12 protein-coding genes are annotated in these 12,759 nt (G+C 43.9%); 10 read left to right on the top strand and 2 right to left on the bottom strand.

Features of this window, described 5'->3' with window-relative positions; genetic code table 11:
• Nucleotides 1–57: 57 nt before the first annotated feature.
• Nucleotides 58–2,493, bottom strand: coding sequence for an acyl-CoA dehydrogenase FadE (gene fadE / locus C5469_RS10375; protein ID WP_166305792.1), 2,436 nt, complete (start codon nucleotides 2,491–2,493; stop codon nucleotides 58–60).
• 253 nt (nucleotides 2,494–2,746) lie between these two features.
• Here fadE and lpcA point away from each other — a divergent pair, with 253 nt between their 5' ends.
• Both lpcA and C5469_RS10365 read left to right on the top strand, forming a co-directional pair.
• Nucleotides 2,747–3,328 (top strand): D-sedoheptulose 7-phosphate isomerase, encoded by a 582-nt coding sequence (lpcA, locus tag C5469_RS10370; RefSeq protein WP_166305789.1) that lies wholly within the window; start codon nucleotides 2,747–2,749, stop codon nucleotides 3,326–3,328.
• Nucleotides 3,329–3,352: 24 nt separating this feature from the next.
• The gene (locus C5469_RS10365; RefSeq protein ID WP_166305786.1) at nucleotides 3,353–4,120 is read left to right on the top strand and encodes a class II glutamine amidotransferase; all 768 of its coding nucleotides are present in this window, start codon (nucleotides 3,353–3,355) and stop codon (nucleotides 4,118–4,120) included.
• Here C5469_RS10365 and C5469_RS10360 read toward each other — a convergent pair.
• Nucleotides 4,091–4,822 carry a L,D-transpeptidase family protein gene (locus C5469_RS10360; RefSeq protein ID WP_166305783.1) on the bottom strand — a complete coding sequence of 244 codons (732 nt, stop codon included), beginning with the start codon at nucleotides 4,820–4,822 and terminating at the stop codon, nucleotides 4,091–4,093. The genes C5469_RS10365 and C5469_RS10360 overlap by 30 nt on opposite strands.
• A gap of 417 nt (nucleotides 4,823–5,239) precedes the next feature.
• On the opposite strand from C5469_RS10360, the gene C5469_RS10355 reads away from it, so the two are divergent.
• The 8 genes from C5469_RS10355 (at nucleotide 5,240) to nqrM (ending at nucleotide 12,433) form a co-directional block, all read left to right on the top strand.
• Nucleotides 5,240–6,583: a Na(+)-translocating NADH-quinone reductase subunit A gene (locus C5469_RS10355; RefSeq protein WP_166305780.1), complete on the top strand. Its 1,344-nt coding sequence runs from the start codon at nucleotides 5,240–5,242 to the stop codon at nucleotides 6,581–6,583.
• A 3-nt stretch (nucleotides 6,584–6,586) separates the two neighbouring features.
• Entirely contained in the window at nucleotides 6,587–7,825 is a 1,239-nt protein-coding gene (locus tag C5469_RS10350) for an NADH:ubiquinone reductase (Na(+)-transporting) subunit B (RefSeq protein ID WP_166305777.1), read from the top strand.
• Nucleotides 7,818–8,615, top strand: a complete 798-nt coding sequence (locus C5469_RS10345; protein ID WP_166305774.1) for a Na(+)-translocating NADH-quinone reductase subunit C — start codon at nucleotides 7,818–7,820, stop codon at nucleotides 8,613–8,615. The genes C5469_RS10350 and C5469_RS10345 overlap by 8 nt, the downstream gene beginning before the upstream one ends.
• The gene (locus C5469_RS10340; RefSeq protein ID WP_166305771.1) at nucleotides 8,608–9,237 is read left to right on the top strand and encodes an NADH:ubiquinone reductase (Na(+)-transporting) subunit D; all 630 of its coding nucleotides are present in this window, start codon (nucleotides 8,608–8,610) and stop codon (nucleotides 9,235–9,237) included. Before C5469_RS10345 ends, C5469_RS10340 begins: the two co-directional genes overlap by 8 nt.
• Before the next feature lie 8 nt (nucleotides 9,238–9,245).
• Nucleotides 9,246–9,842 carry an NADH:ubiquinone reductase (Na(+)-transporting) subunit E gene (gene nqrE, locus C5469_RS10335; protein WP_015835373.1) on the top strand — a complete coding sequence of 199 codons (597 nt, stop codon included), beginning with the start codon at nucleotides 9,246–9,248 and terminating at the stop codon, nucleotides 9,840–9,842.
• Nucleotides 9,843–9,857: 15 nt separating this feature from the next.
• Nucleotides 9,858–11,084 (top strand): NADH:ubiquinone reductase (Na(+)-transporting) subunit F, encoded by a 1,227-nt coding sequence (gene nqrF / locus C5469_RS10330; RefSeq protein ID WP_166305768.1) that lies wholly within the window; start codon nucleotides 9,858–9,860, stop codon nucleotides 11,082–11,084.
• 79 nt (nucleotides 11,085–11,163) lie between these two features.
• Complete coding sequence (locus C5469_RS10325; protein ID WP_339414068.1) at nucleotides 11,164–12,192, top strand: FAD:protein FMN transferase; 1,029 nt, start codon at nucleotides 11,164–11,166, stop codon at nucleotides 12,190–12,192.
• 13 nt (nucleotides 12,193–12,205) lie between these two features.
• The gene (gene nqrM / locus C5469_RS10320; protein WP_166306078.1) at nucleotides 12,206–12,433 is read left to right on the top strand and encodes a (Na+)-NQR maturation NqrM; all 228 of its coding nucleotides are present in this window, start codon (nucleotides 12,206–12,208) and stop codon (nucleotides 12,431–12,433) included.
• Nucleotides 12,434–12,759: the final 326 nt, after the last annotated feature.

Raw genomic sequence — 12,759 nt, 5'->3', positions numbered from 1 at the left:
GCGATACCCTGGGATATCGCCCCATGATTAATTTTCACTCTTTTTCAGCCGTCAGTATCAAGCTGCTTTTGTTCTCGGCTTTTTAACTGGAACGGGAACAGCCAGTGCTTCCGGTTCAAACTCATCGACATTAATAGAACGCAAACGGCTTGCTTCGGCACGTTTTAGAATTTCGGCCTCTTCTTGAGTAATCTTACGTTCTGCCAATGCTTGTTCTGCCAGTTTATCTAGGCGAGTAAAGCCAAGACGTTTACCAGCTTCGCGGCTCAGACGGGCATGGATCGGCTCTGCGGCAATAATGTCTTGCAGAGCTTCTTCCAATAATCCGTGAGGGTTGTACTCACTTGGTGTCAGGAATTGACCACGACCAATGCGATCACGGGTAGCTGAAGGCTGTTGTAAGAGCTGCGCTAATTTGTGATCCAAATGGTCAGATGGTGCTGAATTTACGCGTCCTAATGGGAAGACAATAACGCGCATCAGACCAGCAACCAGTCGGTTTGGGAAGTTACGTAGTAAGTTATCTATCGCCTGTTCAGCTTGGTACAGACTATCCTGAACAGCCCACTGTACTAGCGGTAAATCTTCTTTTTGACGACCTTCATCTTCATAGCGTTTCAAAGTTGCTGAAGCCAGGTAGGTTTGACTCAGAACATCCCCAAGACGGGCGGAAACCCGTTCACGGCGTTTCAGGCTGCCACCTAATACACCCATTGCTACATCTGATAACAGCGCAAGATTGGCACACTGACGGTTTAATTGCTGATAATAACGGCGTGTTGCATCATTGACGGGTGTACTGCTGGTACGGCCATTGGTTAGGCCAAGCCAGAAGCTACGCAACATATTACTGGCAACGTGACCAAGGTGACGGAACAATGCCTTATCAAAATCTTTGATACGGTTATTCTCAGCAGCGGCCATTTCATCAAGTACATAAGGATGGCAGCGGATAGCGCCTTGACCGTAGATAATCATGTTGCGGGTCAAAATATTAGCGCCTTCAACGGTAATGGCGATAGGTGCGCCTTGATAAGCGCGGGCAAGGAAATTGGATGGACCGAGGCAAATACCCTTACCACCAGCAATATCCATTGCATCTATAACAGATTTCTGGCCTCTGTGGGTACAGTGATATTTTACAATAGCTGATAACACAGAGGGTTTCTCGCCCAGCATAATACCTGTTGTAGCAAGTGTTGAAGCTGCGTCCATCAGATAGGCGTTACCAGCAATGCGTGCCAGTGGTTCTTCAATTCCTTCCATTTTACCAATTGGCATTTTGAACTGACGGCGGATATAAGAGTATGCGCCAATTGCCATAGCAACGCTTTTCACTCCTCCCGTTGCATTTGAAGGTAGAGTGATGCCACGGCCAACAGACAGACACTCAACCAGCATACGCCAGCCTTGTCCGGCCATTTTCGGTCCACCAATGATGTAGTCGATTGGCACGAAAACATCTTTACCGCGAGTTGGGCCATTCTGGAATGGGATATTCAGCGGGAAATGACGATGGCCAATTTCTACTCCCGGTATATTGGTTGGGATCAATGCACAGGTAATGCCCAATTCTTTTGTATCACCCAGTAAATGGTCTGGGTCAGAAAGTTTGAAAGCCAGACCAAGCACGGTGGAGATAGGTGCAAGTGTAATGTAACGCTTGTTCCAGGTTAAACGCATACCCAGAATTTGTTCACCTTGCCATTCTCCCATACAAACGACGCCTGTATCTGGGATAGATCCGGCATCTGAGCCAGCTTCTGGACTGGTTAGTGCGAAACATGGGATCTCTTCACCACGGGCAAGCCCGGGTAAATAACGGTTCTTCTGCTCATCAGTACCATAGTGTTGTAATAATTCACCTGGACCGAGGGAGTTAGGTACGCCGACAGTGATTGCCAGGATACCGGAAGTACCCGCCAGTTTTTGTAATACCTGCGCTTGGGCATAAGCAGAGAATTCCAGACCACCATATTCTTTTTTTATAATCATGGCAAAGAAACGATGTTCTTTTAGGTAGTTCCATAATTCAGGCGGCAAATCAGCAAGTTCATGGCTTATTTGGAAATCGTTTGTCATACGGCAAGCTTCTTCTACAGGTCCATCTAGAAACGCTTGCTCTTCAGCAGTTAGCTGAGGTTTTGGATAGTCATGTAATTTCTTCCAGTCGGGTTTACCGCGGAACAGTTCTCCTTCCCACCAAGTAGTACCGGCGTCAAGAGCTTCTTTTTCCGTGCGGGACAGACTTGGCATCACTTTACGGAAGGCTTTTAAGGCCGGAACAGTAAGTAAGGAATGACGCATTGGCGCAAAATTCAGCGGGAATAGAATAATGGCCATTGGTAACAACATCCAGTAGCTCCATGCATCAATAGCGCCCATCAAGACGGTATAGACAAGGAGCAGTAGGCTGCTGAGATTGAGGTTTACTTTGTGGTAGCAAAGCATCCCAATTAACACTAAAAATAGAACAATACTAAATGTGGTCATAATAAAGCTCCCGGTTAATCTCAGGGTAAGTCATCAGAGGTCTGACCTGTTGTGGCATTCTTTTCTTTTTAGACGACTAAGGCGTTTTTATCAATATATTTACATCTTAATTACAATGTAGCTCACAAACTCATGGTGATCGGACATGGATTAATTTTTCTGAAATGTGATGGTGTCTTCTTTCAATTCTCCTGATCCGGTACACTGACATTTGGCACAAAATTAAAGATTACCTGACTGAAGTGAGGAACCTATGTATCAAGACCTGATCCGTAGTGAATTGAGTGAAGCCGCGGATACACTGGCAAAGTTTTTAAGTAACGATGCGAATATTGAAGCGATTCAAAAAGCAGCGGTATTATTGGCTGATTCATTTAAAGCAGGTGGTAAGGTGCTTTCCTGTGGTAATGGTGGCTCGCACTGTGATGCGATGCATTTCGCTGAAGAACTGACTGGCCGTTACCGTGAAAACCGTCCTGGCTACCCGGCTATTGCAATTTCTGATGTCAGCCATCTTTCTTGCGTTAGTAATGATTTTGGCTATGAATTTGTTTTTTCCCGTTATGTGGAAGCGGTCGGGAAAGGGGGTGATGTGTTACTGGGTATCTCTACTTCCGGTAATTCCGGTAATATTATTAAAGCCATTGAAGCAGCTCGCCTAAAAGGCATGAAAGTAATTACGCTGACAGGCAAGGATGGCGGCAAAATGGCAGGAACGGCTGATGTGGAAATTCGTGTCCCGCATTTTGGTTATGCAGATCGTATTCAGGAAATTCATATCAAAGTTATTCATATACTGATTCAACTTATTGAAAAAGAGATGATTAAAGCCTAATTTTACAGGTTACAGAGGTGGGAAATGTGTGAGTTACTTGGCATGAGTGCAAATGTGCCAACAGATATCTGCTTTAGTTTGCGTGGTCTGATTCAGCGTGGTGGTCATACTGGACCCCACAAAGATGGTTGGGGGATCACTTTTTATGAAGGGCGGGGCTGTCGCACATTTAAAGATCATCAACCGGGTTATAATTCACCCGTTGCCCGCTTCGTGCAGGAATACCCGATTAAATCCGGAGTGGTGGTTTCTCATATCCGACAGGCTAACCGCGGTAATGTTACGTTGGAAAATACGCATCCTTTTATTCGTGAAATGTGGGGACGTAATTGGACTTATGCCCATAATGGGCAGCTTCGAGGTTATCGGCAGCTTGAAACAGGTCAATATCGCCCAGTCGGGCAAACTGACAGCGAACATGCTTTCTGTTGGATTTTGCATCGACTTTCACAAAAATATCCAAGGACTCCCTCTAACTGGCCAGCAGTATTTCGTTTCATTGCTTCATTAGCGGACGAACTCAGAAAGAAAGGTGTGTTTAATATGCTATTGTCAGATGGGTGTTTTGTGATGGCATATTGTTCAACTAATCTTTACTGGATTACCCGACGAGCACCGTTTGGGAAAGCGAAGCTTCTGGATCAGGATGTTGAAATTGATTTCCAGCAGCACACGCAGCCGGATGATGTAGTTTCTGTCATTGTTACCCAGCCTTTAACCGGCAATGAATTCTGGAACCGGATTGAGCCGGGTTGCTATGCATTATTTCACCTTGGTGAACGCATATTGTGATTGATTTTGCAAAAGTGGCGATTTAATCGGTATAGCGTTAACAACATATTGACCATTGATGACGTTGATAGCAGCCGGTCGACGGGTTTTTATAAAATACTCATAGGCCGGTTGTAATTGCAGCCAAAACATATAATGGGAAGATGCCCGGTGATGTAACATATTTTGTGGTGTCATTCTGAATGGATAAATACTGATATTAATTTCATATTGTCCGTTCAGTAATGCACTTTCTACATAATGATAGATTTCATCCATATAACTGTTAGTCATAGCGTAACAACCTACAGATTTACATTCTCCATGGATCATTAAATAGTTGCCGGAATAACCTCTGGATTTATCGTATTCATTTGGAAAACCGAGATTAATAGATCGGTAATACCGACTATTCGGATTTAATTGACTGGTTTTCACACGATAAAAGCCTTCTGGGCTTTTTAGATCCCCTTCTGTGGTTTTGGGACCAAGGCCGCCAGAGTAATTACATATGGGATAACTTTTAACCAGTTGGTAACTTCCATGGCTGCCTTTAGTATAGAGCTCTAATATCCGTTCTTCTTTGAATATTTGGATGAATATAGGATAACCAAATTGTGTAGACGAGTTTGGCTTAAACTCTACAGGAGTATCCTGAGCATAGATAGGGAATGAACTAAAAAGCATCAATATTATTGCAGCAAAAGCAGCAGTTTTTTTCATGTGACTACCATATAGAGACATAACGAATTAACTAAAAATTTAGCTTAAGATTGCCATGAGTTATCAACTTTGTGAATAAAAAATAATAACCATGGCTTTTTTCTACAAAGTGATTATAAGATCAAAAAACAATCAATTGTCGGTAAAGGTGATATAATAGTTCGTTTTTTACGATCTATTAACGGTTCAGTGCCAAAATTATTCCTGTTTGCTTGAACTAAATCACTTGATTAGTCAGACAGTCTAGGGGGGGAGATGTTAAAATTGCCGCCCTGAGATTAAGAGAAAATCGTAATAATTATCGGAGAATAATAACCTGGGCACGATTCGTGACTTAAGGGATTTTTTATAGAGTGGCTATGTTACCACCAGGTAATTTGTAGCATATGATTTAATTGATAAACTTGTGCAAATCTTATGATTAAAATTAAAAAAGGACTCGACCTACCGATTGCAGGGGTGCCTGCTCAAGTGATAGAAGACGGTCCGACTATTTGCCACGTAGCATTGTTGGGTGAAGAATATGTTGGAATGCGTCCTTCTATGTTGGTTAAGGAAGGTGAGCATGTTAAGAAAGGGCAGATTCTTTTTGAAGATAAAAAGAATCCAGGTGTGGTTTTCACCAGTCCGGCCTGTGGGCAGGTTGTGGCGATTAATCGCGGTGAACAACGTGTTTTACAGTCAATTGTGATTGAGATAACGGGAGACGAACAAGTTAATTTTGACCGTTATGATCGTGCCCAACTTTCTCAGTTATCCTGTCAACAAGTAGAAAAGAATCTTATCGATTCTGGGTTATGGACTGCTCTGCGTACCCGCCCTTACAGCCGAAGTCCTGTTCCTGGCTCCTCGCCAAAAGCAATTTTTGTAACTGCTATGGATACTCAGCCTCTGGCTGCAAATCCACAGGTTATTATTGCTACCGAAGAAGAGGCTTTCATTGATGGCTTGAATGTGCTGACTAAACTGACCGAAGGTAAAGTTCATGTTTGCCACGGTGTAGGAAGTTTGCCGAATGTCGGTAATAATGCACAAATCACTTATAGTCAGTTCTCTGGTTCGCACCCGGCGGGATTAGTTGGAACTCACATTCACTTTATTGAACCCGCCAGTGCGACTAAAACTGTATGGCACCTGGGATATCAGGATGTGATTGCTATCGGTAAGTTGTTCACTACCGGCACTCTTTATACTGACCGTGTTATTGCATTGGCCGGTCCACAGGTTGAGAGGCCACGTCTTATACGTACCCGTCTGGGGGCAGATTTGCTTGAGTTGACTCAGGATCAATTGAAAGAGGGTGAAAACCGTATTATTTCAGGTTCTGTGTTGTGCGGTACTCAGTCAGATGACGCTCACCATTATCTTGGCCGTTTCCACACTCTGGTTTCTGTTTTGCGTGAAGGCCGTGAAAAAGAGCTGTTCGGTTGGATTATGCTGGGTTCTGATAAGTTTTCCATTACTCGTACTACTATTGGCCATTTCCTGAAAAATAAGCGTTTTGCTTTTTCAACCACAACTAATGGCGGTGAACGTTCTATGGTACCAATCGGTAACTATGAGCGTGTTATGCCTTTGGATATCATGGCAACGCATTTGCTGCGGGATTTACTTGCAGGTGATACCGACAGTGCTCAGGCGCTGGGTTGCCTAGAGTTAGATGAGGAAGACTTGGCACTTTGTACCTACGTCTGTCCGGGCAAATATGAATATGGTCCGGTATTGCGTGAAGTGCTGACTAAGATTGAGCAGGAAGGATAATCCATGGGCCTGAAAAACTTTTTTGAAAAAATTGAGCACCACTTTGAGCCCGGGGGCAAGTTAGCAAAATATTATCCGTTGTATGAAGCGGTAACCACGATTTTTTATACATCAGGTACAGTAACTTCTGGCCGTGCTCATGTCCGCGACGCTATCGATCTAAAGCGTATGATGATCACGGTATGGTTGGCGGTATTCCCGGCAATGTTCTGGGGGATGTATAACGTTGGTCAGCAGGCGATTCCGGCACTGTATCATTTATACAGTGGTGCAGAACTGCAACAAATTTTGGCATCTGACTGGCACTATCGTGTTGCTCAGTTTTTGGGCGCATCACTGACACTGGATGCGGGTTGGGGCAGTAAAATGTTGCTTGGTGCAACTTACTTTCTGCCCATTTATATCGTCGTATTTGTGGTTGGTGGTTTTTGGGAAGTGCTGTTTGCCATTATCCGTAAACATGAAATTAACGAAGGATTTTTCGTTACTTCTATTTTGTTTGCGTTGATTGTTCCACCAACGATTCCTCTGTGGCAGGTGGCGCTGGGTATTACATTCGGTGTTGTCATTGCGAAAGAGGTCTTCGGTGGTACAGGCCGTAACTTCTTAAACCCGGCACTGGCTGGCCGAGCTTTCCTGTTCTTTGCTTATCCTGCACAGATTTCCGGAGATTTGGTATGGACTGCGGCTGATGGTTTCTCTGGTGCGACCCCGTTATCTCAATGGGCGGCTGGTGGTAGTCAGGGATTAGTGAATACGGTTACCGGTCAACCTGTTACCTGGATGGATGCTTTCATTGGCAATATTCCTGGTTCTATCGGTGAAGTGTCTACTCTGATGATTTTCATCGGTGGCGCACTTATTCTGTTTACCCGCATTGCTTCATGGCGCATTGTCGCGGGTGTCATGTTGGGTATGGTTGCAACTTCTTACTTGTTGAATGCTATCGGCTCAGACACTAATCCTCTGTTTGCAATGCAGTGGTATTGGCATATGGTTCTGGGTGGTTTCGCTTTTGGTATGATTTTTATGGCGACAGATCCGGTATCCGCTTCATTTACTGATAAAGGTAAATGGTGGTACGGCATTCTGATTGGTGTGATGTGTGTTCTTATCAGGGTTGTTAATCCAGCATACCCAGAAGGTATGATGCTGGCGATTCTGTTCGCAAACCTGTTTGCGCCATTGTTTGATTATCTGGTAGTGCAAGCCAATATTAAGCGGAGAAAAGCCCGTGGCTAATGATAAACCCAAAAATAATGACAGCATCGGCAGAACGTTTATCGTTGTTTTTGTGCTATGTCTCGTTTGCTCAATTGTTGTAGCAGGTTCTGCGGTAGGGTTGAAATCTCAGCAACAGGAACAAAAACTGCTGGATAAACAACGTAATATTCTTGATGTTGCTGGCTTATTGAAACCTCAAATGGGTGCTGATGAAGTTAAAGAAACGTTCAGAAGCCGTATTAAAACTGAGTTATTGAATCTGGAGACTGCAACGCTTGCAAGCAGTCAGGGCAAGTTTAACTTGAACGATGCACTGCGCGGTGATGATACCAGTATCGCATTACCACCTGAGAAGGATCTGGCGAAAATCCGCCGTCGCGCCAATATGGCCGAGGTCTATCTGGTGAAGAATGAGCAGGGTAAAACCAGTGAAATCGTTTTGCCTGTTTATGGTTCTGGTTTGTGGTCTGTCATGTATGCCTTTATCTCCGTTGATGTGGATGGTAGAACGGCTCGTGGTATCACTTATTATTCGCATGGTGAAACACCGGGGCTGGGTGGTGAAGTTGATAATCCACAATGGCGTAAGCAGTGGGTAGGTAAAAAACTGTATAACGACGAAGGTAATCCGGCGATCAAAATTGTCCGTGGCGGCGCTGCTACTGGTGACCCGCATGGTGTTGATGGCTTGTCTGGTGCGACTCTCACCTCTACCGGTGTCCAGAATATGTTTAATTTCTGGTTAGGGGATAACGGTTTTGGTCCGTTCCTGAAAAAAGTACGCGAAGGAGCGTTGAAAGATGGCTGATAGTAAAGAAATAAAGCGAGTCCTTCTTGGGCCACTATTGGATAACAACCCGATTGCATTGCAGGTTCTGGGGATCTGTTCAGCGCTGGCTGTAACAACCAAACTGGAAACTGCATTGGTGATGACCATGGCGGTAACATTGGTTACTGCTTTTTCCAGCTTTTTTATCTCGTTGATCCGTCATTACATCCCTGGCAGTGTGCGAATTATTGTACAGATGGCAATTATTGCATCACTGGTTATCGTGGTAGATCAGATCTTGCAGGCATATGCTTATGAAATTTCCAAGCAGCTGTCTGTATTTGTTGGCCTTATCATTACTAACTGTATTGTGATGGGGCGTGCAGAAGCCTATGCAATGAAGTCTCCTCCCATTGAGAGCTTTATGGATGGTATCGGTAATGGCTTAGGTTACGGGGTTATTCTGGTATTGGTTGGCTTCCTGCGTGAGTTGTTCGGCTCCGGTAAACTGTTTGGTATTACCGTTATGGAATCCGTACAGAATGGTGGCTGGTATCAGCCGAACGGATTGTTCCTGTTAGCACCTAGCGCGTTTTTCATTATTGGTATGCTGATTTGGGGTCTGAGGACTTTGAAACCGGCGCAGGTTGAGAAAGGATAACTGACAACATGGAACATTATATTAGCCTGTTTGTTCGCGCTGTCTTTATTGAGAATATGGCGTTGGCTTTCTTCCTCGGAATGTGTACTTTTCTGGCGGTATCGAAAAATGTAGCGACAGCGTTCGGTCTGGGTATTGCTGTAACGGTGGTGTTGGGGATCTCTGTTCCTGCCAATAATTTGGTGTATAACCTAGTTTTGCGTGATGGCGCATTGGTCGAAGGGGTTGACCTTAGCTTCCTGAACTTTATCACCTTTATCGGTGTAATCGCGGCGTTGGTGCAGATTCTGGAAATGATCCTTGATCGCTATTTCCCTTCACTCTATAACGCTCTTGGCATTTTCTTGCCACTGATTACCGTTAACTGTGCAATTTTCGGTGGTGTTTCTTTCATGGCACAACGTGACTATAACTTTTCTGAATCCATCGTGTATGGCTTCGGTTCAGGTATAGGTTGGATGTTGGCAATTGTTCTGCTGGCTTCTATCCGTGAAAAGATGAAATACGCTGATGTTCCGGCTGGTTTAAAAGGGTTAGGGATCACCTTTATCACCACCGGTTTAATGGCATTGGGCTTTATGTCCTTCTCCGGTGTGCAGCTATAAGGGCGAGAAGAGTTCATGGATATAGTAATTTTAGGCGTAGTGATGTTTACCCTGATTGTGTTGGTACTAACAGCGCTGATTTTGTTCGCAAAATCAAAGTTAGTTAACACTGGGGATATCAAAGTTGAAGTTAATGGTGATCCGGAAAAGAGCTTTACAGCTCCTGCCGGTGATAAGTTACTGAATATGTTATCAAGCCAGGGTATTTTTGTATCCTCTGCTTGTGGTGGTGGTGGATCTTGTGGTCAGTGCCGCGTAAAAATTAAAGATGGCGGTGGCGATATTCTGCCGACAGAGCTTTCTCATATTAATAAGCGTGAAGCGAAAGAGGGTTGCCGTCTGGCTTGTCAGGTCAATGTAAAACAGAACCTGAAAATCAACCTGCCAGAAGAGATATTTGGTGTTAAGAAATGGGAATGTGAAGTTATCTCCAATGATAACAAGGCAACTTTCATTAAAGAGTTGAAATTGAAGATCCCTGATGGGGAAGTCGTACCTTTCCGTGCGGGTGGTTATATTCAGATTGAAGCTCGGCCACATATTGCGCGTTATGCGGATTACGATGTGCCAGAAGAATACCGTGAAGACTGGGATAAATTTAATTTGTTTCGTTTCGTTTCTGAGGTGAAAGAGCCAACAGTTCGGGCTTACTCAATGGCGAATTACCCGGAAGAACACGGTATTATCATGCTAAATGTCCGTATTGCGACACCGCCGCCAAAAAATTCAGAAGTTCCTCCGGGAATTATGTCTTCTTATATTTGGTCACTCAAACCCGGTGATAAAGTGATTATTTCTGGTCCGTTCGGTGAATTTTTCGCAAAAGATACTGATGCGGAAATGATCTTCATCGGTGGTGGTGCAGGTATGGCACCAATGCGTTCTCATATCTTTGATCAGCTTAATCGATTGAATTCCAAACGTAAGATTAGTTTCTGGTATGGTGCTCGTTCTAAACGTGAAATGTTCTATACAGAGGATTTCGATCAACTGGCGGCTGAAAATGAAAATTTTACCTGGAATGTTGCCTTATCTGATGCATTGCCTGAAGACAATTGGGATGGTTACACCGGCTTTATCCATAATGTTCTGTATGAGAATTATTTGAAGGATCATCCAGCACCTGAAGATTGTGAGTTCTACATGTGTGGGCCTCCGGTCATGAATGCCGCGGTGATTAAGATGTTAAAAGATCTCGGTGTTGAGGATGAGAACATTATGTTAGATGACTTTGGTGGCTGATAAGTCATAAATAGTTTGATTTTAATGACTGGCGCCCACAATTTTGTGGGCGTTAACGATTCGGAAAGAGTGGTTAATTGTGCGTAAAAAGATAAGTAGCTGGATAGCGTTAATGTTTGCAGTATTGCTGCTGGCGGCATGCGATAGTCTGGAGCAGAAAAATATTCATGGGCAAACAATGGGGACTTACTACTCCATTAAATTTGTTACAGATTCATCGGCTCCTTCACCAGAAACTCTGCAAAAAGAGATTGATCGTTTGCTGGAAGAAGTTAACGACCAGATGTCGACTTATCGCCCTGATTCTGAATTAAGTCGTTTTAATCAAAGTCGTGAAATTAATAAACCATTCCCTGTATCGCCAGCGACGGCAAAAGTCGTTAAGGAAGCAATTCATATTAGCAAATTGACGGATGGCGCATTGGATGTGACGGTTGGTCCATTGGTTAATTTATGGGGTTTTGGTCCTGAAGGTCGTGTGACGAAAGCACCTTCTGCAAGTGAACTGGAAAAACGCCGTGAATGGACGGGGATTGAGAAACTGGCGGTAGAAGGCAATAACCTGATTAAAACCGTTCCAGAGTTGTATGTCGATTTGTCATCTATTGCTAAAGGTTATGGTGTAGATGTGGTTGCTGAATATCTGGAATCCCAGAATATCAAAGATTATATGGTTGATATTGGTGGGGAAGTCCGTACATCAGGCCATAATGGTAAAGATCTGGCGTGGCGGATTGCTATTGAAAAGCCATCTGACACTGGCATGGCCCAGAATGCTCAGGAAGTGATAACGCCTGGGAATATGTCGATAGCGACTTCTGGTGATTATCGTAATTACTTTGAACAAGATGGTGTGCGCTATTCACATACGATTGACCCAAAAACAGGGAATCCTATTTCCCATAATTTGGTCTCTATTACGGTAATTGCTCCAGTTTGTATGAGTGCTGATGGGTTTTCTACTGGACTGAATGTTTTAGGCCCAGAGAAAGGAATGGAAGTTGCAGAAAAACTTAATATCCCGGTTTTTATGATTATAAAAACAAAGAAAGGCTTCGAAGAGCGTTACAGTAAAGCCTTTGAGCCATACCTACAGAAAAATCAATGAGAAGGGGAAAGAAGTGCTGAAAGTATTTATTGCAGCCTTCGTCTTTTTCCTGCTGGCTTTTGCGGGAATGTCGTTAGGCTACATGATTAAACGTAAGAGCATACAAGGAAGCTGCGGTGGTTTAAGCAGCATTGGAGTAGAGAAAGTATGTGATTGCCCAGAACCTTGTGATGTTCGTAAGAGGCGTATAGCGCGTGAAGCGGCTCGGCAGGCTCAGTTAGAGAAGCATCGGATTATCTGAGTTTAACAAATCGGCGGAATTCTCCTTCCTGAATGCTATACCCAATGGATTTCAAGATGTATCGCGACGGCAAGGGAGCGAATCCCCGGGAGCATAGATAACTCTGTGACCGGGGTGAGTGAGTGCCGCCAACAAAGAGGCAACTTGAAAGATGACGGGTATAATTGAGAGTAAAGCGAACTTTTAGTATTTGGGGAGGAAATGGATATAAAAAGTGGGTTGAATGGATATTTAAGCGTTAACAGGGCACGAAAATGATTTGAAAAGTAGCGACATGAATTGGTTTTAGTATTTCTTAAATATGACCGATTAAAACAGTGTAAAGC

The organism is Photorhabdus cinerea (assembly GCF_011189575.1).
GTDB classification, from domain to species: domain Bacteria; phylum Pseudomonadota; class Gammaproteobacteria; order Enterobacterales; family Enterobacteriaceae; genus Photorhabdus; species Photorhabdus cinerea.
Note: the sequence above shows the minus strand (reverse complement) of the source record. Positions and strands in the feature narration are given on the sequence as shown.